This window comes from Brevibacterium sp. CCUG 69071 (assembly GCF_021023135.1).
In the GTDB taxonomy this organism is placed as follows: Bacteria; Actinomycetota; Actinomycetes; order Actinomycetales; family Brevibacteriaceae; genus Brevibacterium.
Map to the genome: position 1 here is coordinate 78,149 of NZ_PGFV01000004.1, position 22,493 is coordinate 100,641.

At 64.4% G+C, this 22,493-nt stretch carries 18 protein-coding genes; 5 read left to right on the plus strand and 13 right to left on the minus strand.

Annotated features, from left to right (window positions below; genetic code table 11):
- Positions 1–66: 66 nt before the first annotated feature.
- Positions 67–2,241 carry a hypothetical protein gene (locus CV023_RS12045; protein ID WP_230745955.1) on the plus strand — a complete coding sequence of 725 codons (2,175 nt, stop codon included), beginning with the start codon at positions 67–69 and terminating at the stop codon, positions 2,239–2,241.
- Between the two features lie 277 nt (positions 2,242–2,518).
- Positions 2,519–3,841 carry an LPXTG cell wall anchor domain-containing protein gene (locus CV023_RS12050; protein WP_230745956.1) on the plus strand — a complete coding sequence of 441 codons (1,323 nt, stop codon included), beginning with the start codon at positions 2,519–2,521 and terminating at the stop codon, positions 3,839–3,841.
- A 126-nt stretch (positions 3,842–3,967) separates the two neighbouring features.
- Here CV023_RS12050 and CV023_RS12055 read toward each other — a convergent pair whose 3' ends face one another.
- From CV023_RS12055 to CV023_RS12090, 8 genes are all read right to left on the minus strand, one after another.
- Positions 3,968–4,930: a HoxN/HupN/NixA family nickel/cobalt transporter gene (locus CV023_RS12055; protein WP_230745957.1), complete on the minus strand. Its 963-nt coding sequence runs from the start codon at positions 4,928–4,930 to the stop codon at positions 3,968–3,970.
- A 134-nt stretch (positions 4,931–5,064) separates the two neighbouring features.
- Positions 5,065–5,784, minus strand: coding sequence for an urease accessory protein UreD (locus CV023_RS12060; RefSeq protein ID WP_230745958.1), 720 nt, complete (start codon positions 5,782–5,784; stop codon positions 5,065–5,067).
- 80 nt (positions 5,785–5,864) lie between these two features.
- Complete coding sequence (ureG, locus tag CV023_RS12065) at positions 5,865–6,617, minus strand: urease accessory protein UreG (protein ID WP_230745959.1); 753 nt, start codon at positions 6,615–6,617, stop codon at positions 5,865–5,867.
- Positions 6,610–7,314 carry an urease accessory protein UreF gene (locus CV023_RS12070; RefSeq protein WP_230745960.1) on the minus strand — a complete coding sequence of 235 codons (705 nt, stop codon included), beginning with the start codon at positions 7,312–7,314 and terminating at the stop codon, positions 6,610–6,612. The genes ureG and CV023_RS12070 overlap by 8 nt, the downstream gene beginning before the upstream one ends.
- Positions 7,314–9,017 (minus strand): urease subunit alpha, encoded by a 1,704-nt coding sequence (locus tag CV023_RS12075; RefSeq protein ID WP_230745961.1) that lies wholly within the window; start codon positions 9,015–9,017, stop codon positions 7,314–7,316. The genes CV023_RS12070 and CV023_RS12075 overlap by 1 nt, the downstream gene beginning before the upstream one ends.
- Positions 9,017–9,355 (minus strand): urease subunit beta, encoded by a 339-nt coding sequence (gene ureB / locus CV023_RS12080; RefSeq protein WP_230745963.1) that lies wholly within the window; start codon positions 9,353–9,355, stop codon positions 9,017–9,019. Before ureB ends, CV023_RS12075 begins: the two co-directional genes overlap by 1 nt.
- Positions 9,356–9,366: 11 nt before the next feature.
- Complete coding sequence (locus CV023_RS12085) at positions 9,367–9,669, minus strand: urease subunit gamma (RefSeq protein WP_230745965.1); 303 nt, start codon at positions 9,667–9,669, stop codon at positions 9,367–9,369.
- An 18-nt stretch (positions 9,670–9,687) separates the two neighbouring features.
- Complete coding sequence (locus CV023_RS12090) at positions 9,688–11,376, minus strand: purine-cytosine permease family protein (protein WP_230745966.1); 1,689 nt, start codon at positions 11,374–11,376, stop codon at positions 9,688–9,690.
- Positions 11,377–12,046: 670 nt separating this feature from the next.
- Between CV023_RS12090 and CV023_RS12095 the strand changes: the two genes are divergently transcribed.
- Positions 12,047–14,179: an HNH endonuclease signature motif containing protein gene (locus CV023_RS12095; RefSeq protein ID WP_230745967.1), complete on the plus strand. Its 2,133-nt coding sequence runs from the start codon at positions 12,047–12,049 to the stop codon at positions 14,177–14,179.
- A 276-nt stretch (positions 14,180–14,455) separates the two neighbouring features.
- Here CV023_RS12095 and CV023_RS12100 read toward each other — a convergent pair whose 3' ends face one another.
- The 5 genes from CV023_RS12100 to CV023_RS12120 form a co-directional block, all read right to left on the minus strand.
- Positions 14,456–14,893, minus strand: coding sequence for a heat shock protein transcriptional repressor HspR (locus CV023_RS12100; RefSeq protein WP_230745968.1), 438 nt, complete (start codon positions 14,891–14,893; stop codon positions 14,456–14,458).
- Positions 14,894–14,907: 14 nt separating this feature from the next.
- Entirely contained in the window at positions 14,908–15,945 is a 1,038-nt protein-coding gene (locus CV023_RS12105) for a DnaJ C-terminal domain-containing protein (protein ID WP_230745969.1), read from the minus strand.
- Positions 15,946–16,123: 178 nt separating this feature from the next.
- Positions 16,124–16,867: a nucleotide exchange factor GrpE gene (locus CV023_RS12110; protein ID WP_230745970.1), complete on the minus strand. Its 744-nt coding sequence runs from the start codon at positions 16,865–16,867 to the stop codon at positions 16,124–16,126.
- The gene (gene dnaK / locus CV023_RS12115; protein ID WP_230745971.1) at positions 16,867–18,735 is read right to left on the minus strand and encodes a molecular chaperone DnaK; all 1,869 of its coding nucleotides are present in this window, start codon (positions 18,733–18,735) and stop codon (positions 16,867–16,869) included. Before dnaK ends, CV023_RS12110 begins: the two co-directional genes overlap by 1 nt.
- A 293-nt stretch (positions 18,736–19,028) precedes the next feature.
- Complete coding sequence (locus CV023_RS12120) at positions 19,029–20,054, minus strand: ABC transporter substrate-binding protein (RefSeq protein WP_442859939.1); 1,026 nt, start codon at positions 20,052–20,054, stop codon at positions 19,029–19,031.
- A gap of 250 nt (positions 20,055–20,304) precedes the next feature.
- Here CV023_RS12120 and fepB point away from each other — a divergent pair, with 250 nt between their 5' ends.
- Together fepB and CV023_RS12130 are read left to right on the plus strand one after the other, a co-directional pair.
- Positions 20,305–21,345: a Fe2+-enterobactin ABC transporter substrate-binding protein gene (gene fepB / locus CV023_RS12125; RefSeq protein ID WP_230745972.1), complete on the plus strand. Its 1,041-nt coding sequence runs from the start codon at positions 20,305–20,307 to the stop codon at positions 21,343–21,345.
- Positions 21,346–21,487: 142 nt separating this feature from the next.
- Positions 21,488–22,477, plus strand: a complete 990-nt coding sequence (locus CV023_RS12130) for an LLM class flavin-dependent oxidoreductase (RefSeq protein WP_230745974.1) — start codon at positions 21,488–21,490, stop codon at positions 22,475–22,477.
- Positions 22,478–22,493: the final 16 nt, after the last annotated feature.

A 22,493-nucleotide genomic window follows, 5' to 3' on the forward strand; every position in this document is an offset into this window, starting at 1 on the left:
GGAACCTGAACCTAGGATGACAGTCAGATGTGCACCCCCTCACACTGACTAGATTGAAGGCATCCAATGAAGAAGCTCATCCTCGCGCCGGCCGTCGCCCTCGCTTTCACCGGTCTGGTGGCAGCCCCCGTCGCCGCCGCCGAGACTCCCTCCACCCAGTCGGCCCAGACCAAGGCTGAGCAGGCGAAGGCCGAGAAGAAGGAAGCGGCCGAGAAGGCCGCAGCCAAGAAGAAGGCAGACGCCAAGAAGGAGGCGGCTGAGAAGGCCGCCGCGAAGAAGGCTGCCGATAAGAAAGCCGCTGCGAAGAAGGCCGCTGCGAAGAAGGCAGCTGACAAGAAGGCCGCAGACGACAAGGCTGCCAAGGACAAGAAAGACGGCAAGAAGGACGAGTCGAAGAAGACTCCTCCACCGGCCGACAACACCAAGCCGACCACTCCGCCCAAGGACAATGACGACAAGGGTTCGGACTCCAAGGACGAGAACAAGGGCGATGAGGTCAAGGACATCAACGCCTCGCTCAAGGTCGCTGCCTCTTCGGTCGATGCCGAGCAGCTGGCCGACGAGGGCGTCAAAGTCACCGTCACCGGCCTCGAAAAGGGCGACAAGCTGACGACTTCCGGCCTCAGCGCCCCCGCCACCACGGCAATCGGCTCGACCGCGACCCTGGTCGTCACGTACAACGGAGAAGCCGAGGACCTTACGCGCGGCTCGAAGGCCCTCACCGTCAAGGTCCAGCGCGAAGGCGTCGCCGCTCAGAATCTGCGGACCGAGGTTGTATTCACTCCGTTCTCGGCTGTCGACCCCATCGATGCCTCGCTCAAGGTCGACCCTGAGGAGATCACCGCCGAAGACCTCGCCAACGAGGACAAGGGCGTGACCGTCACCGTCTCCGGCGTCAAGAAGGGCGACAAGATCACCGACTCGCTGACCGGCAAGTCCGAGACCGCTGAGGCCGACGGCGACTACAAGTTGCACCTCTGGTACGACGGTCCCGCCAGTGACCTCGAAGAGGACAAGCTCCCCTTCACCGTCACCATCGACCGCGAAGGCACCGAGTCGGAGACCGTCGACGGAACCATCAATGTGGTCGACGAAGTCGGCGACGAAGATCCTGTCATCGACCCGAAGGTGAAGCTCGGCACGGACGAGATCACGGTCGAGGAGTTCAAGAAGAACGGCCTCCCGTTCACCGGCACGGGCTTCACCCCCGGAAGCACCGTCTCGGTCGCAGGAAAGGCTGTCTCGGCCCAGGCTGCCAAGGCCCAGGCCGACGACGAGGTCGTCGCCGATGAAGACGGCAACGTCAGCGGTGTCGTGACAGCTCCGGCCTCGCTCGAGGCGGGCACCATCGAGCTCACCTTCACCGACACCGATTCCACTCAGTCGGCTCCGGCAGTGACGATCACCGTCACCGAAGATGACGATGATGCCGTCGACCCGATCGATGCCTCGCTCAAGGTCGATCCCAAGAAGATCACCGCCGAGGACCTCGCCAACGAGGACAAGGGTGTCACCGTCACCGTCTCCGGCGTCAAGAAGGGCGACAAGGTCACTGATTCGCTGACCGGCAAGTCCGAAACCGCTGACGCCGACGGCGACTACAAGCTCCACCTCTGGTACGAAGGCAACCCGAAGAACCTCGAAGAGGGCAAGCTCCCCTTCACCGTCACCATCGACCGCGAAGGCACGGAGTCACAGACCCTCGACGGCGCCATCAACGTGGTCGCCGACGAGCCGGAAGCACCCGCCGAGGCGACCCTGAAGGTCTCGCCGAAGTCGATCGAGGCCGCGGACTTCGCCAACGACAAGAAGGGCGTCACGCTCTCGGTCGAGAACTGCGAGCCGGGTGCTGACGTGCACTTCGAGGTCAACCCGAAGGGCATCAACGTCACCGCCTACGAGAACACGGTCAAGGCCGATGACGAAGGCCGAGCCTCAGTCAACGTGTTCGGCACCTCCTCGAACGCCTCGGCGTATGTGGGCGCCTACACCGCGACCGCAACCTGCGGCGATGACACGATGAAGGACTCCTTCAAGGTCACCGAGGGTGCCAACGGCGGAGGTGACAACGGAAACGGCGGCGGCAGCGGAGACAACGGAAACGGCGGCAGCGAACTGCCCCGTACCGGTGCCGACCTCGGCGGCCTGGCCACCGGCGCTCTCCTGCTCCTCGTCGGCGGAGCCGCCATCGCAGTAACAGGACGTAAGAACAAGTTCGCTCGGACGCCCTTCAGCTTCTGAGTGAGCACCTCGGCAGCCGCCCACAGTGGCAGCTGAACCGGTGAGCTGAACAGCTGCGGCCCCGACAGATGTCGGGGCCGCAGCTGTGTCCGCGTCCGGAAATCCGCCTAGAATTCCGCGCCGAAATACGCCTCGAACCGTGAACGCAGAATGAATAGTTCCCCGTTGACGACCACAGCCGTGAACTAAATGACCAGAACTATGCACGTTGTGAATGTTGCATTACCGTTACATTCGTAATACTTCAGACCCACCTGTGCAAACACGAAGGACATCTATGAAGAAGCTCGCCCTCGCACCCGCAGTGGCGCTGGCCATCACCGGCCTCGCCGCATCCCCCGTCATGGCCGCACCTTCGGCTGACGCATTCGGCCAGACCAACGTCCAGGCCAGCCAGTCCGAAAAGACTGAGGCCGCCGAGGAAGGCGCTGAAGACGGCGCCGAGACTCAGGCCATCGAAGCCTCAGTGTCAGTGACGCCTGAGACGATTTCGCAGGCCGACCTCGTCGATCCAGGCGTCACCGTCAAGGTCACCGGGCTTGAAGCCGGAGATGTCGTATCAGACACTCTGACAAACGAGAAGGTCACCGCCAAGGGGGACTCTGTCGAGTTCAACATTCACAATGTGACCGGTGATCCGGCTGCTGTCGACCCAGGGACCCTTGACTTCAACGTCTCCGTCACCCGCGGAGAGGAAACCAAAGAATTCCCCGCGAGCGTCACCGTCACCGAAGGTGACGACGACGGCGACGATGACGCCCCCGAGGTTGATCCGAAGGTGTCGATCGACACCAAGGAGATCTCGGTCTCCGAGTTCGAGAAGAACGGCCTCAAGCTCACCGGTGAGGGCTTCACCCCCGGTGCCAAGGTCAACGTCTTCGGCAACGCCACTCAGTCACCGTTCTTCGACACCCAGGTCGAGGCCGACGAAGACGGCAAGATCAGCGCCACCGTCGAAGCGCCCGAGGACGGCCTCGAGCCCGACACCTACTCTGTCTCCGCGGTCGACGCGGAAACCGAGACCGTCTCGAACTACGTCAACTTCGAACTCACCGCAGACGAGACCGAAGATCCCACCACTCCAGCCGCCGAGGCGAAGCTGACCGTCTCGCCCGAGACCGTCTCCCCCGCCGACTTCGTCGAGAAGGACAAGGGCGTGACCCTGGCGGTGGAGAACTGCGAGCCGGGCGAGGACGTGCACTACGTCGTCAACCCCAAGGGCAACTCGAACGTCACCGCCTACGACAACACGGTCAAGGCCGATGATGAAGGCAAGGCCTCCGTCAACGTCTACGGCACCAGCGCTTCCGATCCTGACGCCTACATCGGCGACTACGAGGTCACTGTCACCTGCGGCGACGCAGAGCTGAACGGCGAGTTCTCGGTCAGCGATGACGCCAACGCCGGCGGCAGCGACGGAAACGAAGACGGCAATGAGGACGGCAACGGAGACGGCGGAAACGGCGGCGGCGACCTGCCCCGCACCGGTACCGAACTGACCGGCCTCGTCGGCGGCGGAGCCCTGCTCCTCATCGGTGGCGCCGCGGTTGCGATGACCGTGCGCCGCAAGAAGGTTGCCCAGGATCCTTCGCAGATCTGATGACGGCCATGTGAGTTCTTCCGAACTCAGCGCACTTTGAGAAGAGCGCGAACCCAAGTGCGGGTTCGCGCTCTTCTCTGTTGCCGAGGTTCTCTTCAGCGGTTCGGGCTCTCACTGTTTCGGTGCTCAGCCGACATCGCCCATCACAGCGGACCTGGCTGCACGTCCGCGCCTGATCGCGATCGCGGCGGCCACTGCGATGAGGACAAACAGACCGGTCGCGACAACTCCCAGATAACTGGTATCCAGTTCGGGCAGCGCGAATGTCCGGGTCTCCGCACCGATCTCAACGACACCCGCGATGACCACCAGTCCTGCGACCAGGACGGACAGACCGGTGATGACGATGTTGTACCCGCGGAGCCGATCTCTGCCACGCGACGCCCAACCATAGAGCTTCGACATGAACAGGCTGTCCGCCGTGTCGCAGGTGGCCATTCCCACGGCGAACAGAAGTGGAAGCGAGAGCGCCAGCGACGCCGAGGATCCCGCGGCCGTCGTCCCAGCCGCGATCATCAGCCCGATCGTCGCGGCGGTGTCGAACCCGAGTCCGAAGAGCACGCCGATGGGGAACATACGCCGTGGGCGATCCACGGTGCTGAGGACTCGGGCGAATGCAGAAGTCAGCGGCCCGTTGGGCCCCGAACCAGCTTCGTCGTTCTTCCGACGGAGCAGACGAACGAGTGACACCAGGTTGAGGATGCCGAAGACAGCCACAACGAAGGTAGCGAAGGACAGGCCCCAGAGTCCGAGTCCGAAGCGCGCGGCCGAATCCTCCGCGAGCACGAGGTCGAGTGCAAGGCCTGCCCCGAATGCCACGAACGCACCGGTGACCACGACGACGGAGGAGTGTCCGAGTGAGAACCAGAGGCCGACGGTGCCGGCCGGCGTCCCTCTTGCCGACAGGCGTCGGGTGACATTGTCGATGGCAGCGATGTGGTCGGCATCGAAGGCATGCCGCGCACCCAGCAGCACCGCAGTCAGGGCCAGCCCCCAAGCGACGGAGGAAGTTGTGTCCCGCAGCGAGATGATGACCAGCGCCACGGCGACGACGGCGATGCCGCCCAGCGTGAGAGCGGCCGTGAGCACTGCCCGGCGGTCTTCTCCTTTCCCCCGATACACGGCCGTGCCACAATTCAGTCCTCTACCGTGGGAATCGGGCTCCATACGCAAGTCTGCCGGTGCAGGTGCGCTCACCGCCCGGGAGGTGCGAATCCGCTCAGTCATCTCTGTCCACTCCGTTCTGCTCTGTTCTTCCACCGGCGCCACGTGGCGTCGACGTGCGCCGCATGGGTCGCGGGTCCGATCGCTCTCACAACGGCCCCCGTTCGGGCGAGGACCAGCACACGACCGCTGTCGGCATCAGCGACCGCTTGGTCTCTGTCTGCGACACTCGCCGAGGTGACTTCTCTGGTCGCCGTTCGGTCATCCGAGGCAGGTGCATCCTCCTCGGCGAGGTCGGCGCCGACCATGATCGCTGTGTCGAGGACTCTGGCGCGTCCCAGCACGCCGGGCTGCGGCTGCTCGCCGTCGAGGGTCAGTTCTTCGACGAAGCATGGCTTCCCGTCGAAGTCTCTGATGTCGGTGCTGCTGACTATCCTGCCGCCGGCTTCTCCGGTCCGGCCCAGCACAAGGGTCTCCCGCAGACACGCCAGCGAGTCCGTTCCCCGCCGCACCATGGTGCGGCGATTGACGACAGCGCGATCGGCGACGACGAACGGGAATGATTCCCACACCAGCGTTCCCCCGTTGCCGACGACCACGTCGACGGTCCATTCGGACGGCAGCCCAGTCGACGGGTAGGCGACCGTGCCCCCGATGTCCTCGATCCTCAAGGTGCAGCCGGCACCGACCTCGACCTTGATCGACACCGCATCCCCGCCGAGGAGGGTCGCCCCGCCGGCAACGAGTGCGATGTGGGCGGACCCTGCCGACCGAGACACCAGCCGAGGTTGGAGAAGGCTTGCCGTGAGCCGAACCGTCGCGGGCCGCCCCGCCGGCGACTCGGCCACTGCGATGGTCGTCATACCCTTTCGTGTTCATGGTCGTGCGGCGCCCCGACGTCATCGTGGCTGTGCACGTGGCCTCCATCCTCATCGGCGTGGAAGTGAGGAGCCATCGGTCCCGGATCCTGCGGTGAGTGCGCACCTGCACGGTGAGTGGCCAGAAGCGTGAGCAGCCATTCGCGCAGCTGCGCGATGGAGGCGTCATCGGTTCGGGAGAGAGCGAGCACAGGGCCGCCTTCACGGGCCTCTGTGGCATCGCCGACCATCTGCTCGACATCGACGCCGACGTATTCGGCAAGGTCGGTCTTGTTGACCACAAGCAGGTCGGCGCGAGCGATACCAGGACCGCCCTTGCGCGCGACGTCTCCGCCGCCGGCGACGTCGAGGACGAAGATCTGCGCGTCGACGAGCGCCGGCGAGAAGGTCGCCGTGAGATTGTCACCGCCCGACTCGACGAGAACGAGGTCGAGCGGAAAGTAGTCGCCTTCCAACCGCTCCACCGCCTGCAGGTTCGCGGTCACGTCGTCGCGGATCGCCGTATGGGGACAGGCCCCGGTCTCGATCGCCCTGATCCGATCGGGATCGAGGACTCCGGCCGACCGGAGCAGTCGGGCGTCCTCGTCGGTGTAGATGTCGTTGGTGATGACGCCGATGCGGATCTCATCGGCCAGGGCGCGGCAGACGAGAGCGATCAGCGAACTCTTTCCAGTTCCGACGGGACCGGCGACGCCGAGTCGCAGGGAACGTTCGGCAGCGGGGAATTCAGGCACGGAATAGCCTCCTCGGCAACACGGACTGGACTTCTGCCCAGTCCTCGATCAGTGGGGCGCCCGAGGCAGGAAGCGCCTCGGGGCTGGTCAGCTTGGACAGCTCGGACACGGAGCCCTCCAACGTCGCGCAGGCATCGAGCACCCAGCTTGTGACGTGGATCGGATCCGTGGGTTCGAGTTTGAGCACCGCGGCGGCGACGGTCTGCGCGTCGTCGTAGGCGACGAGGCGGACGAGATCATCGGGCCCGATGCCCGCACATGCAGCGATGATGCCGAGCACGATGGGACGCGGCATTGGCCGTGGACGGAGCACCTCTGCGGTCTGCGGCCAGATCACCTGGCCGATGCGGGCCAGGCCGGCACCGAGCGCCAGAGCGATCTCGCGCAGCGCCGGACTCGGGGTGCGGGCAGCCCACTCGGCCTCGAGCACATCGAGATGGTCCATGACTGCGTCAGGATGCGCGGCCGCAAGATGCCTGGCGATCACGGCAGCACCCGCTTCGACTCGCACGACCGTCGTCATTCTCGCGCGCATGTAGTCGGCGACCTCACTCGCAGCGAGCCCGCGTCGCAGTCCGGCCTCCAGACCATTCGAGGACACGTGGGCTCCGGCAGGCAGACGCGAGTCGGCGAGGAGCATCGCCAAGGTCGCCGAGGCGTTGCGGCGGGCGGGAGCTACGGAGGAGGACACGATCATCAGAACATCTGGTAGAGACGGCCGAGCGGCAGCGTCTGCGCCGGCTGAGCGGTGACGGCTTCACCGTCGATCGAGATGGCGAAGGTGTCGGGTTCGATGTCGATCCTCGGACGCGAATCATTGCAGCGCATGTCCTTCTTCCCGATTTCCCGGGTCGGTGCGACGGGCCTGAGTTCGCGACCGAGGCCGAGCTGTTCGCGCAGACCGTTCTCGACTGCGGACGGGGCTGCGAAGGACACGGACAGCTGCGCCCCGTCGGAGGCGCCGAAGGAGGGGCGCATGAGGACCGGCTGCGGTGTCGGAATGGATGCATTCGGGTCGCCTAGTCCCGCCCAGGCGATCGACCCGCCCTTGACGACGAGGTCCGGTCGGACGCCGAAGAAGCGCGGGTCCCACAGTACGAAGTCAGCCATCTTCCCGACCTCGATCGAGCCGATGTGCTCATCCACCCCATGGGCGATCGCAGGGTTGATGGTGTACTTGGCGACGTAGCGGCGGGCGCGTTCGTTGTCCGCGGGCAGGGTCTCGCCGAGGCTGCCCACCCTGTTCTTCATCACGTGCGCCACCTGCCAGGTCCGTGTGATCACCTCGCCGATGCGCCCCATCGCCTGGGCGTCCGACGAGGTGATCGACAAGGCACCCATATCGTGCAGCAGGTCCTCGGCAGCGATGGTCGTCGCCCGGATGCGGGACTCGGCGAAGGCCAGGTCCTCGGGCACAGCGGGGTTGAGGTGGTGACAGACCATGAGCATGTCGAGATGTTCGGCGACCGTGTTCGCGGTGTGCGGCAGGGTCGGGTTGGTCGACCCGGGGAGGATGTTCTCCAGTGCCGCGATCGAAAGGATGTCCGGGGCGTGGCCACCTCCGGCGCCTTCGACGTGGAAGGCATGAATACTGCGGCCCCCGATCGCGGCGATCGTCGACTCGACGAATCCCGCCTCGTTGAGCGAATCCGAGTGCAGAGCGACCTGCAGCCCATGTTCATCGGCGGCTCTCAAGGAGGCGTCGATGGCCGCGGGGGTGGCGCCCCAATCCTCGTGGACTTTGTATCCGGCGGCGCCGCCGAGCGCCTGTTCGGACAGGCCTTCGGCGGAGACCGTATTGCCTTTGCCGAGCAGGAGCACGTTCATCGGCAGCTCGTCGAGCGCGCGGTGCATCGCGCCGAGGTGCCATGCTCCCGGTGTCACGGTCGTGGCCTTACTGCCCTCGGACGGTCCAGTTCCGCCGCCTGCGATGGTCGTGATCCCGGTGGCGAGCGCTTCGTGCAGCTGTGAAGGTGAGAGCAGGTGGACGTGGGAGTCGAAGGCGCCCGCGGTGAGGATCCGCCCTTCCCCTGAGATGATGTCGGTGGACGGCCCGATCCGCAGCGCGGGATGCACGCCGTCGGCGATGTCCGGGTTCCCGGACCGGCCGAGTGCAACGATCATGCCCGCCCGAATGCCGACATCAGCGCGGATCACACCCCACCAATCGAGGATCACGGCGTTGGTGATCACCGTGTCCGGCGCCCCCTCGGCGGTGGTCGACGTTCCCTGGTTCATCGATTCGCGAATCGATTTGCCACCCCCGAAGACGGATTCCTCACCGCCGAAGGTGCGGTCCTCTTCGATCTCGATCCACAGATCGGTATCACCCAAACGCAGCTGGTCGCCGAGGCTGGGGCCGTAGAGCGCGGCGTAGCGCTCGGTCGACAGGCGCGCCATCACCGACCACCCGCCTCGGCGTCGGAAAGACTGATCCCGGGCACACGCCGGAGACCGCCGAGGGCGACGATCGGCACGGTCCGTGAGGCACCCGGTTCGAAGCGCAGAGACGTCCCAGCGGGGATGTCCAGGCGGAATCCCTCAGCTCGGCCGCGGTCGAAGGCGAGCGCCGGATTCGTCTCGGGCAGGTGGATGTGGGAGCCGATCTGGATTGGTCGGTCTCCCGTGTTCTCCATCGTCATCGTCGCCGTTTCATCCGGTTCGGAGCGCACGTTGAGTTCGCGCTCTCCAGACTTGACCCGGACGGCTCCCGGCCCGCGGTTGCGTATTCCTGCCACTGTTCGATCCTTCAGTCGATGGGGTTGTGAATGGTCACGAGCTTGCGACCATCGGGGAAGGTCGCCTCCACCTGGACGTCGGTGAGCATGTCAGCGACGTCCTCGAGCACGTCGCCTCGGGTGAGGACCTCACGGCCGGTGGTCATGAGCTCCTCGACACTTGCACCTTCTCTCGCGCGTTCGATGGCCCAGGTGCTCAGCAGCGCAACCGTCTCCGGGTAGTTCAGGGCGATCCCACGGTCATGGCGGTCCCTGGCGACCATTCCTGCCACGGACAGGAGGAGCTTCTCTGTGTCGGCCGGTGTGAAATGCATGGTCTCTGTGCGTCCCCCTCAGTCCGTCGCGCGTTCGCTTGGGTGATCAGCAGGCAGGATGTGCTCGCCGAGGCGGTCGGTCGAGAGCGCGAGGGAGCTGAGATAGAGGGGTTCCCCGTTCTCCCCCGTCTTCGATGAGGCGATCATGTCCGGGCGTTCGAACTCCATGTCCGTCACGTGGCAGCGCAGAGTCTTCCCCGAGGGGTTGCCGTGTTCATCGAACATCGGCAGGTCGATTCCGTCGTCGGTTCGGCGCAGGTAGTACTTTCCGCGAGTGGCGATCGCCATGACTGGGGTGGCGACGATGGAGATGCCGACTGCGAACAGCGGCGAGAACGGTTGGACTGCAGCCCCGAACGCGCCGAAGTAGATGGCGATGGAGACACCACCGGCGAGCACCAGCGACACGATACCGACCGGATTCCAGTCGTAGAGCATGCCGCGGCGGAATTCGGGGATCTTCGGGGACAGCTTCAGCAGATACTTGTTGATGGCGATATCCGCGGCGACGACGCAGATCCACGACATTGCGAGGTTGGCGTAGAAGCTGAGTATCGCATTGAGGAAGTCGAACATGTTGAGCTCCATCAGCGCCAGGGCGATGAGCAGATTGACGACGAGGAAGGTGATCCGCCCGGGATAGCGCTTCGTGATCCGGGTGTAGGAGTTCGTCCAGGCCAACGACCCCGAATAGGCGTTCGTGACGTTGATCTTCACCTGGGAGATGACGACGAGCACGACGGCGAGGAGGAGTGCCAGCCACTGCGGCATCATCTGCTGGTAGGTGGCAAGGAACTGTTGGACGGGTTCGTTCGCAAAGCCGACGGCGCCGGGGACGTTGGCGATGAGGTAGACCGCGAGGAACATTCCGATGATCTGCTTCGTGGCGCCGAAGATCACCCAACCGGGCCCGGCGAGGATGACGGCCGTCCACCAGCTCCGACTGTTCTCCGGGGTGCGCGGGGGCATGAACCGCAGATAGTCGATCTGCTCGGCGATCTGGGCGATGAGTGAGAGGCAGACGCCGGCGGCGAGCATGACCGAGGCGAAGTTCGCGCCCTCGCCCTCCTCGCCGGTGTAGGCGAAGAAGTCCGCGACCGATTCGGGCTGCCAGGCGATGAGGTAGCCGACAGGAATGACCATGAGCAGCAGCCACAGAGGAGTGGTCGAGACCTGCAGCTTCGCCAGCACCTTCATGCCGTAGATGACGAGCGGGAAGATGAGCACCGTGGATACGAGGTATCCGATCGGACGGGGCACTCCGAGGCCGAGGTAGAGCCCCTGGGCCATGATCGAACCCTCGAGTGCGAAGAAGATGAAGGTGAAGGTCGCGAAGATGATGTTGGTGATGACGGACCCGTAGTAGCCGAACCCCGACCCTCGGGTGATGAGGTCCAGGTCGAGGTTGTAACGGGCAGCGTAGAACGCGAGCGGCCACCCTGTGAAGAAGATGATCAGGGCCGCAACGAGGATGCCGAGGATGCCGTTCGCCGTTCCGTGGGCGATCCCGATGTTCGCTCCGATCGAGAAGTCGGCGAGGTAGGCGATTCCGCCCAGCGCGCTCGTCGCAACGACGCCCGGGGCCCATTTCCGATAGGACCTGGGGGCGAAGCGCAGCGTATAGTCCTCGAGGCTCTCTGAGGCCGCAAGCTTTGCTTCGTTCCGGGGTTCAGGAGGTGGTGTTGTCCTGCTCGCGGACAGTGTCATCGAGGATTCCTGACTCGTGGGTCGGCTGTGGTCAACGGCAATGATCGCAGTCGATTGTTTCGGCACGTGACCATTTCTGTTTCGAACAGATGTCGCACATGACCGGGAGCCTCCACTCGGGCTCACACTTCAGATTCCGACCGCTCGAAGTCGAGGTAGTGTCGCTGGTCGAGTCGGCGGTCGTGTCGCTGGTCGTCGCGGCGACCATCACACGAGCATCACGCTCTGTCCGAGCGCATCCACGATCCGCCCTCAAGGAGTACCGAACCGAACTGCCTCGACGCCGACGGAGCCGCCGTTCACACTCCTCACCTGGACTGACGCTCAGCCTTCGTGTGGACTCTTCATGCAAATCGAACAGATACTCGCACGTTCCTCATGAATCGAAGCGCATTCGATTCTTTATCGTACTGTGACATTTATTTCATTGATTCAGTAGTAGACTGGATAAAAGCAACCACACCGAGGTGGAGAGCAGGTGAAACCGTTGAAGGATTCCAATGATCCCAGCACCAACGGACACGGATCTGCCCACAAGCCCGGCCGACCCGCAAGTTCCATTTCATCGACCGGCCCGATTCCGGACACTGGACAGGTCGGGAATGTGATTCGACCGCCCTCCGTCGGCCCCGATTCGCCTCGTCGACTGGACGTAGCGCCAGACTCTCTCATGGCAGTCCTCGCCGGCATGGTCTCCGTGACGACGATGACCCAGCTCGTCGAATACCAGGCCATCAGCAACGCTTTCATGGCCGAGACGATCGAACGCCTCAACTTCGCCGCAAACGGGGTCGACGGATGCTATCGCCACGCGACCTTCACCGAAACCGTTGAACGGTTCCTTGCTGCTGAAGAGGCCAAAGAGAACTCTCCTCACAGATCCGCCGGCAACAACGACTCCACCGCGGCAGACATCGAGGATGATTCTCAAGGCACTGTCGCAGTGGCTGAGGGTCCGGTGCTGCCGATCTTTCCCCGGTTCCGTCTCGAGAACACCTTCTCCGGATGGGTTCACAGCCTCGCAGAGACCGAGGACGTTTCCGAGTTCACCACCGTGCTGGGGACGACGAGCGACCTCACCTACTCCAAGATCACCACCGCCATGATGCTCGGCCACGGACTGCCCCGATTCGTTGCCCGCGTCTTCGCCGGCGAGTTCACCATTGACCACGTCCATGCCGTGACCAGATCCGCCAGAGACCTCGCCTTCGAACACTTCCCCGGTCTCGATACCTACCTGGCAGAGCGGCGAGCCGATGTCACCATCGAAACGTTCCGCAAGTCCGTCAACACCAAGGTCGCCACTCTCGAACCCGTTGAAGACCGTCTCGAGGAAGCATCAAAGAGACGTCGAGTCTCGATCACCACCTACCCGGACGGGACTGCGGCCGTGACTCTCTCGGGCCCGGCAGCGGATCTGAAAGCTTACATTCTGCGTTTGGAAGCATTCGCCAGGGCAATCAAAGCCGGACAGATCAGCGAATTCACCAGCGATGACACAACCGGTATCAATGTAGTTGATGAACGCAGCCTCGATGCGCTCATGTTCGACATCTCCACTCGCACCCGCCCCCAGCTGACGATTGAGGTCACCACCCACGACACCACCACCGGGGACACGACCACGAACGACATCCCCCTCGATATTCCCGACGACAAGGCCACGACTGCGGTCGGGATTGTCGCCACGGCCAACAACGAAGCCGAAACGGTCCGCGCCGCCGCAGTCGCAGCGACTGCGGCGGCCGATTCGGGTGGCGTCGAAGTGACAACGAGTCTGAATCTGGTTCTGCCGACGCAGGGACAGTGGATGGCCGGACAGGGCAAGATGCTCGTCACAGTCCCCTTCCTCACCCTGGCCGGACAGTCCGAGCTGCCGGGAGTATTCTCAGACGGCTCCCCTGTACCAGCAGACGCGGTGCGAGCCATTGCGGGACAGTGTTCGACGTGGACGAGGATCCTGACCGACCCTGCCACCGGCACTCCGATCGACGCGAAAGCCACCACCTATGCGATTCCCACAGCAGTGCGACGGACACTGGTGGCGAAGTGGCAGTCCTGCACCACCCCCGGATGCACGCGTCGGGCCGAGACCTCGGAAATCGATCATCTCATTCCCTACGACCACGAGCATCCCGGATCCGGTGGGCTGACCACCTTCAGGAACACACATCCACTGTGTAAGGCCCATCATCAGGCGAAGACCGATCGGAAGTACCGGGTGCGGATGACAGGGGACGGGTGTGTCGAGTACGTCTTCAAACACGGAGTGACTACGGATGTGCGGCCCGCAGATCAGCCGATCAATGTGGAACACGCACGACTGTTCGACCAATGGGTCCACCCGCCCAATCCGAACGGAGGTCCATCCGATCCCGAGGGACGGCCATCCGATTCGGACGACGAGCCACCGGAGCCGGACGACCAGCCACCCGATCCGGATGGAGGCCCACCGGCTGGGCCACCATCATCGCCAGGTTCCGGCCCACGGTCACCGGCCGCGGATCCAGCACCACCGGCCGGGACAGGGATATCAGGTGGCACCGATCCACTCTTCGACGCTTCGGTCCGACCTCCTCGCCCTCCCGAACCGAAGGTCAGACCACCCAACCAGAGAGACCGGCAGGGTCCGCAGGGGCGGCAAGGTCGGCAGGGGCGGCAGGTCGAGGACACCTCAGGGAAGGCCAAGAAGAGACGGGGTCGCAGACCGGTGAAGGGCTCGGCGAACTCGACGGACCCCTGGTCTACGGATGTACGATCCTTCGACTCCTACTGGGACCGCCGTGATCCACCACCGTTCTGATACATCGCAGTTCCAATGAATCGCCGTTCTGATCTGCCACCGTGCTGAACCACTATCGTTCCGCTCCCGCCCGGGCCGGCGAATCAGCACACGCCACAGCCACCTCGCTCGCCACAGCCACCTTGCCCGGCACAGCCACCTCGGTGCCGAGTGCGAACATGGCAAAGCCCGGAGGTCTACGCCTCCGGGCGAGAGTCCGTCGCAGATCTCCCTATCGCGCTATCGCGCTATCGCGCTGTCGCGCTGTCGCGCTGTCGCAACGGGCACCAGCGAACCCTACCGCCGCAGGTACCTGTTGTAGAGCACCATCGCGCCCGGCTCGGGTTTGCCCTGCGGTCGCCGGCCACGCGAGATCGAGACGACGTCGCCGGCCATACCGGCGGCGAACACCCGAGCCTCGCGCTCCTTCGACGACATCCGCGACCTGACCTCGGACTCGAGCTCCTGGTTGCGGCTCTTCAGCGCATCCACCTGGTTCTGCAGATCGATGATCTTCTTGATCCCGACCAGGTTCACGCCCTCGTCCTGCGAGAGCTGCTGAATCATCCGCAGCTTGGCGATGTCCTTGCCGGAATACCGCCGGCCTCGACCCGCGGTCCGTTCAGGCGTGACCAAGCCGAGTCGGTCATACTGACGCAGAGTCTGCGGATGCATGCCGGCCAGATCGGCCGCCACCGAGATGACGTAGACCGCAGCATTCGACGAAATGTGCATCGTGCCTCACCACCTCAATTGGCCTTGGCCTTGTCCAGCAGACCGGCCCGTGGATCCTCGTCCGCGGTCGCAGCCTTGAACGACTCGACAGCTTCCTTGGCATCCTTGGACAGGTTCTGCGGCGCCACGATCTCAACCGTGACCAGCAGATCGCCGGTGCCCTTCTTCGTCGTCACTCCCTTGCCGCGCACGCGCAGCGTCCGGCCCGAAGGAGTGCCGGGGGCGACCTTGACCTTGACGGGCATTCCGCCCAGGGTCGGGACCTTCACCTCGGCGCCCAGTGCAGCCTCGTCGAAGCTGACCGGCAGCTCCATCCGCAGATTGTCACCGTCCCTGGTGAACACGGGGTGCGGTTTGACGTTGACCGTGAGGATCACGTCACCGGCCTCCCCACCGTTCGGGCTGGCCTTGCCCTTGCCCGCCAGCCGGATCTTCTGCCCGTCCTTGACCCCGATCGGGGTGCGCACGGTCAGCGGCTTGCCGCTGGGCATATTCAGCTTGACCGACGCTCCGTTGATCGCCTCGGTGAACGACAAGGTGGTCTTTGACTTGATGTCACCGCCCTTGACCGGGGGCGAGTAGCCGCCGTAGCCACCGGAGCCGTAACCGCCGCCGTAGCCGGCGCCACCGCCGAAGCCGTTGAGCAGATCGGCCAGGTCAGGAGGCACGTCTCCCCCACCCCCGCCGCCGTAGGTCGCGCGGGTCCGCGTCCTGCCGCCTCCGCCGAAGAGGTCGGAGAACACATCGTCGAATCCGCCTCCGCTGGCGCCGCCGGGCCCACCGGCACCGGCGCTGAAGCGGGCTCCGCCGCCCATGGCGCGAACCTGGTCGTACTGGGCGCGGGATTCCTTGTCGGACAGCACCTGGTGCGCCTGCCCGATCTCTTTGAATTTGTCCTCGGCCTTGGCATCACCGGGGTTGGCGTCCGGGTGATACTTCCGCGCGAGCTTGCGATAGGCCTTCTTGATCTCAGCGTCGGAAGCATCCTTGGAGACGCCGAGGGTTTTGTAGAAGTCCTTGTCGAACCAATCGTTCTGAGGCCCGGTATTCACCTGGCACCTCCTCTCTTCCTCTCAGATCCTGTCATCACTGTATTCACTTGTCTCCTCACAATCCGCACCTCCGGGATCGCGATCCCGAAGATCCGGACCGCCGCCGAGGTGGTCCCCCGGTCCCCGACGTCAGCTGACTGACGCTGGGGGTGGGGGCCGCCTCGGCGAGGTTGATCTCTCAGTCCTCCGGCTGCTGCACGCCGACGCGGGCCGCGCGGATGATGCGATCGCCGAGGCGGTAGCCCGGCTGCATGACCACGAAGACCGTCGGCGTCTCGACCTCGTCGGAGGGCTGCTGCATGAGCGCCTCGTGCAGGTGCGGATCGAACTCGTCGCCGACCTCACCGTACTGCTCGATGCCGACCTTGGTCAGCGAGTCGACCAGCTTCTTCACGTGGGTCTCGAACGGTCCACTGACATCGCCGTTCTCCTGGGCGAGCTTGACCTCGTCGAGCACGGGGATCAGGGCCTCGACGGTCTTGATCACACCGCCGGTGGCGGCACGTTCGCGTTCGCGATCGGCCCGCATCCGGTAGGCGGCGTACTCGGCGTTGACTCGCTTGAGATCGGCCAGGTGAGCCGCTGCCTCAGACCCCGGTTCGGGTTCGGGCTCGGCCCCGTCCTGTGCTGCCTCGGTGTCATTGAGCGTCGAGGCGTCGGCCGGGATGTCGACTCCGAGATCGCTGGCATCGGCCAGATCCTCGTCCGCGGCACCGGCATTCTGCTCCCCGGCACCCGGAGCATCGGGGGCACCGGCACCCGGGGCATCGGGGGCACCGGCACCCGGGGCACCGGCCTCCGCCGAAGCCGACTGCGCGTCGGTCTCCGGGCGGAGCTCACCGGTGTCCGGATCCACCCGGCGCTTGTCATTGAAGGTGAAGCCTGGCTCCTCGGACGACTGATCGTTGCCCTCGGTAGTCATTACTTCTTCTCCTCGTCCTCATCGTCGACAACCTCGGCGTCGACGACATCGTCATCGGCACCTGCATCGGCGGTGCCTTCTGCACCCTCAGCACCTGCAGCGCCTTCGGCACCACCCTGCTGGTTATAGATGGCTTCGCCGATCTTCTGCTGGTTGGCGACGAGCTTGTCGTAGGCCGACTTCACTGCGTCGTCGTCTTCGCCCTTGAGAGCTTCCTTGACGCCGTCGACATCGCCCTGGATCTCGGTCTTGATCTCTTCGGGCAGCTTGTCGTCGTTGTCGGTCAGGAGCTTCTCGGTCTGGTAGGCGAGGTTCTCCGCGTTGTTGCGGACGTCGGCGGCCTCACGGCGCTTCTTGTCCTCTTCCGCGTGCTCCTCGGCCTCCTGGACCATGCGCTCGATGTCTTCCTTCGGCAGTGCGGAACCGCCGGTGATCGTCATCGACTGCTCGGTGCCGGTGCCCTTGTCGGTGGCCGACACGTGGACGATGCCGTTGGCGTCGATGTCGAAGGCGACCTCGATCTGCGGCACGCCGCGCGGAGCCGGAGCGATGCCGGTCAGCTCGAAGGTGCCGAGGTTCTTGTTGTCGCGAGTGAACTCGCGCTCACCCTGGAAGACCTGGATCGACACGGAGGGCTGGTTGTCCTCTGCCGTGGTGAAGGTCTCCGACCGCTTGGTCGGGATCGGGGTGTTGCGCTCGATGAGCTTGGTCATCACGCCGCCCTTGGTCTCGAGTCCGAGCGAGAGCGGGGTGACGTCGATGAGCAGGACGTCCTTGCGCTCACCGGCGAGGACACCGGCCTGCACGGCCGCACCGATCGCAACGACCTCATCGGGGTTGACGCCCTTGTTGGGCTCCTTGCCTCCGGTGAGCTCGGTGACGACCTGGGTGACTCCGGGCATACGGGTCGAACCGCCGACGAGGACGACGTGGTCGATGTCCTTGACGGACACGCCCGCATCCTTCATCACAGCGTGGAACGGAGCCTTGGTGCGCTCGAGGAGATCCTTGGTCAGTTCCTCGAACTTCGCGCGGGTCAGGGTCTCATCCAGGTGGATGGGTCCGTTCTCGCTCATCGAGAGGTACTGCAGCGAGATGTTGGTGCTGGTGGCCGAGGACAGTTCCTTCTTGGCCTGCTCCGAAGCCTCCTTCAGACGCTGCAGGGCGGTCGAATCCTTGCTCAGGTCGACGCCGTATCCGTTCTTGATCTCACCGACCAGCCAGTCGACGATGCGCTGATCCCAGTCGTCACCGCCGAGGCGGTTGTCACCGGAGGTGGCGCGAACCTGAATGGTGGAGAAGTCGTCTTCATCCTTGCCGACTTCGAGCAGCGAGACGTCGAACGTACCGCCACCGAGGTCGAAGACGAGGATGAGTTCGTCTTCCTTGCCGCGCTCGAGGCCGTAGGCCAGAGCGGCGGCGGTGGGCTCGTTGATGATGCGCGAGACGTTGAGTCCGGCGATCTCACCGGCGTCCTTGGTTGCCTGACGCTCGGCATCATTGAAGTATGCGGGAACGGTGATCACTGCATCGGTGACCTTCTCCTGCAGGTATTCCTCAGCGTCGTGCTTGAGCTTCTGCAGAATACGTGCCGAGACCTCGGGAGCCGACAGTGTCTTGCCGCCGATCTCCGTGGACCAGTCAGTACCCATGTGACGCTTGACCGAGGCGATCGTGTTCTTCACGTTCGTCACTGCCTGCCGCTTGGCGATCTCACCGACGAGGGAGTCGCCGTTCTTGTTGACTGCGACGACCGACGGGGTCGTGCGTCCGCCTTCCGCGTTCGCGATGACCTTGGGGTCTCCGCCTTCGAGGACTGCGACGACGGAGTTCGTGGTTCCGAGGTCGATTCCGACTGCACGTGCCATAATTCTCTCTCCTTACAATTCGTGAGTGCCTGCGACTCGAATGTGTGCGATCGGGCGGCCCCACCACGCGAGGGCGTCCACGGCATTTCCTGCCGCGGGATCGGCGGTGGGCCCACTCGACCGCACACATTGAGCCAACTGGACTCAAGTATTCTCTTCGAGGTTCGAGCCGTCAAGCTCAGCCTCATAAAAGTTGCGTACACCAGACTCAACTTTGCGGAGTGAGGGTTTATTCCCGGGTGCAGAAGAGATTTTCTCGGGGCTGCGATCGGCGCCCCCTTCGGTCGGGGCCGCTACTTCTGCAGATGATCACCGAGGTCGGCGAGGACCTGTTCGGCCCCGATCGGACCCAGCCCGAGGAACCACACGTCGTCCTCGACTCGGATGGCCTTACCGTCTTTGACCGCGTCGAGACCCTTCCACTGACTGCCGGTCAGGGCTTTGTCCTCGCCCGTGGCCTGCGGATCACCGTAGCTCGTGTAGAAGATGAAGTCGCCGTCGGCCTGGTCGAGGTTCTCCGGCGAGATCTCGACAGCAAGCTCGTCGACATCCTGGTTCTCGGGACGAGCCAGCCCCGCATCGCCCAAGATGACGCCGATGAGCGACTGGTTCGCATACAGGCGCAGCTTGTCGGGCATGAAGCGCACGAGCGAGATCGTCGGATCGCCGTCGACCGAATCCTTGAGCTCAGCGGCCGTGCTCGCATAGTCCTCAAGCCGCACGGTCGTCGCCTCTTCCATCCCCAAGGCCTCCCCGACGAGCAGGAAGTTCTCCTTCCAGGGGAATCCGGGACGGATCGAGAACACGGTCGGGGCGATCGCATCGAGTTCGTCGTAGAGTTTGTCCGCCCGCAGCTGGCTGCCGAGAATGAGGTCCGGCTCGAGCGAGGCGATCTTCTCGAGATCGAGCTCATTGATCGTCCCGACCGTGTCGACTCCCTCGACCCTGTCCTTGAGATAGGAAGGCACCGGATTCGCTCCCTCGGTCGTCACCATGCCGACCGGAGTGATCCCCAGGGAGACGACATCGTCGAGCTCACCCGTGTCGAGAACGACGACCCGCTCGGGCTTCTCCTCGATCTCGGCTTCGCCGTTGGCATGGGTGACCGTACGCGGAAATGCCCCCGGTTCGGCGTCGCTGCCGAGCTTCGCAGTCTCCTCGTCCGCGGTGCCGAACGACTTGCCGCCGGTGGCGACATCCTTGCTGCCCGAGCTCCCATCCCCGGAGTCATCACTACCGGCACATCCGGACGCGAGTAGCGCAAGGGTCAGAACGGTGGCGGCAAGGACACTTGTGCGGCGCATCATCTGAGTCTTCACCAGGTTAGTCTAGCCTTACCATTGGCGCGGACGCGCGTCCGGTCCCCCACTTCCCTCCGCCTCTCGGCCGAACGCGCGGCGACTTCGCCCGCAGCCCGGAAAGCACAACACCTGTTCTCAGAATATGGAGAATCGACGCCGATCTGCACGATATTAGGTTAGGCTCACATTGCACCTGACTGGCAGGGCGAAGCGCGACCGCGACAGAAGCGGTGCCACCCGACAGTCGCCGGCAACAAGAAAGAATCGTATGAATCCCCTCACCTTGAACAAGCGACGCTCTTTCGCCGCGATCGCCATCGCGGCCAGCGCCGTCATCGGACTCGCCGGATGCGGCGGCGGAGACACGACCGGCGAGGACTCGAGCGAGACCGCGGCCGAGAGCGGCCAGTGGCCGAAGTCCTTCACCGACGACGACGGCAACGAGATCGAACTCGAGAAGCAGCCCGAGAACATCGTCTCCACCGCCGTCACTCTGACCGGCAGCCTGCTGGCCATCGACGCCCCGGTCACCGCCTCGGGCGCCACCGCCCCCAACTCCCCCGTCGCCGACGATCAGGGCTTCTTCACCCAGTGGAGCGACGTCGCCAAGGAGAAGGACGTCAAAGAGCTCTACCAGGGCGACCCGAACGTGGAGAACATCCTCGCCGAAGAGCCCGACCTCATCGTCGTCTCGAAGACCGGCGCGGACTCCGCGAACGCCATGTACGACCAGCTCAGCGACATCGCGCCGACCGTCGTCATCGACTACGGCAACAAAGACTGGCAGGAGGTCACGACCCAGCTCGGTGAGATCACCGGCCACGCGGACGAGGCGAAGAAGGTCAACGAGGAATTCGACCAGCGCGCCGAAGAGATCAAGGGCAGCATCGACGCCCCCGAACAGCCCGTGACCGGGCTCGTCTACAACTCGGAGGCGAAGGGCGGCGGCTCCGGATCCTCGGCCAACGTCTGGACTCCAGACTCGGCGCAGGCCAAACTCCTCGAAGAGGTCGGCTTCGAACTCGCCGAGGTGCCTGAGAATGCGATCAGCCAGGGCGACATGGGCAAACGCTCCGACATCTACGAGGTGACCGGAGAGAACCTGTCCAAGGCGATCACCGGCAAGTCCGTGTTCCTGTTCAACGCGAACGAGAAGACCGTTGAGGGCTACAAGAAGGACTCCCTGCTCAAGAGCACGCCGGCCGTGGAAAATGACGCGGTCTACGCGATGGGCCTCGACTCCTTCCGCCTCGACTACTACTCGGCATCGAACGTGCTCGACAAGATCGAGAAGGAATTCAGCAAGTGACGCTGAGGCATTGACACCCAGATCGGCCGCGGCCCGGACACAGTTCCGGAGACCGCGGCCGATCTGCATCCTGGAATAAACGCTTCATGCCGGGCCGTTGTGAGAGGAGATCTCCAGCCCAGCAGTGAGGAACACCATCGCCTTGTCCATTCCCTTGAGCATTCTCGACCTCGTCTCCATCCCCGACGGCTCCACCGCACGTGAGAGCATCGACGCCTCGATGCGGGCCGCCGCCCTGGCCGATCGACTCGGCTACGAGCGACTGTGGTTCGCCGAACACCACAACACCACCGGACTGGCGGCTTCGGCCACGGCGCTGCTGATCTCGCAGGCCGCGGGCGCCACCGAGCGGATCCGGGTCGGCTCGGGCGGGGTGATGCTGCCCAATCACGCGCCGCTGATGGTCGCCGAGCAGTACGGAACGCTTGCGAACATGCACGAGAGTCGCATCGACCTCGGCCTCGGACGGGCACCGGGAACCGACCAGATGACCGCCCAGGCACTCGCCCGCTCCTCCGCCGACCCGCAGTCCTTCTCCCGGAACATCTACGACATGCAGGGATGGTTCGGCCCCGAAGGCCGCGCGCACAGCATCCCGATCCAGTCCGCGGTCTCCGCGGGCACCGAGGTGCCGATCTGGGTTCTCGGCTCCACCGTCAACGGCGCCTCGATCGCCGGACAGCTGGGCCTGCCGTTCTCACTGGCCTCCCACTTCGCACCCGATCAGATCGACGAGGCAGTCCGCGTCTACCGAGAATCGTTCACCACGGAGTCTCCCACCGCACAGATCAGCGAACCGTACGTGATGGCCGGCATCAATGTCATGGTCGCCGACACCGACGAGGAAGCCGAACGTCAATTCACCTCGGTGGAGCAGATGTTCCTCGACATCGCACGCGGCGGCAGGCGCCGACTGCAGCCTCCCGTCGAACCGGCGGCGCTTTCCGGACAGGGCGGAGGCAGCAACCCGATGCTGCGGATCAGCGCCGTCGGCTCGCCCGAGACAGCGAGCGATCAGCTCACCGAGTTCGCCGAACGCATCGATGCCGATGAACTCATCACCGTCACCTACGCCTTCGACCCCGCGGTGCGCGAACGCTCGCTGTCCCTGCTCGCCGAGGCTTGGTTCTGAGCCAATAGGCTCTGAG

Bases quoted from the DNA above. Each gene is read 5' to 3' on its own strand.
- CV023_RS12095 (WP_230745967.1), top strand. From the start codon at position 12,047: ATGGCAGTCCTCGCCGGCATGGTCTCCGTGACGACGATGACCCAGCTC.
- CV023_RS12070 (WP_230745960.1), bottom strand. From the start codon at position 7,314: ATGATCGTGTCCTCCTCCGTAGCTCCCGCCCGCCGCAACGCCTCGGCG.
- CV023_RS12050 (WP_230745956.1), top strand. From the start codon at position 2,519: ATGAAGAAGCTCGCCCTCGCACCCGCAGTGGCGCTGGCCATCACCGGC.
- CV023_RS12075 (WP_230745961.1), bottom strand. From the start codon at position 9,017: ATGGCGCGCCTGTCGACCGAGCGCTACGCCGCGCTCTACGGCCCCAGC.
- fepB (WP_230745972.1), top strand. From the start codon at position 20,305: ATGAATCCCCTCACCTTGAACAAGCGACGCTCTTTCGCCGCGATCGCC.
- CV023_RS12110 (WP_230745970.1), bottom strand. From the start codon at position 16,867: ATGACTACCGAGGGCAACGATCAGTCGTCCGAGGAGCCAGGCTTCACC.
- CV023_RS12085 (WP_230745965.1), bottom strand. From the start codon at position 9,669: ATGCATTTCACACCGGCCGACACAGAGAAGCTCCTCCTGTCCGTGGCA.
- CV023_RS12090 (WP_230745966.1), bottom strand. From the start codon at position 11,376: ATGACACTGTCCGCGAGCAGGACAACACCACCTCCTGAACCCCGGAAC.
- dnaK (WP_230745971.1), bottom strand. From the start codon at position 18,735: ATGGCACGTGCAGTCGGAATCGACCTCGGAACCACGAACTCCGTCGTC.
- CV023_RS12045 (WP_230745955.1), top strand. From the start codon at position 67: ATGAAGAAGCTCATCCTCGCGCCGGCCGTCGCCCTCGCTTTCACCGGT.
- CV023_RS12100 (WP_230745968.1), bottom strand. From the start codon at position 14,893: ATGCACATTTCGTCGAATGCTGCGGTCTACGTCATCTCGGTGGCGGCC.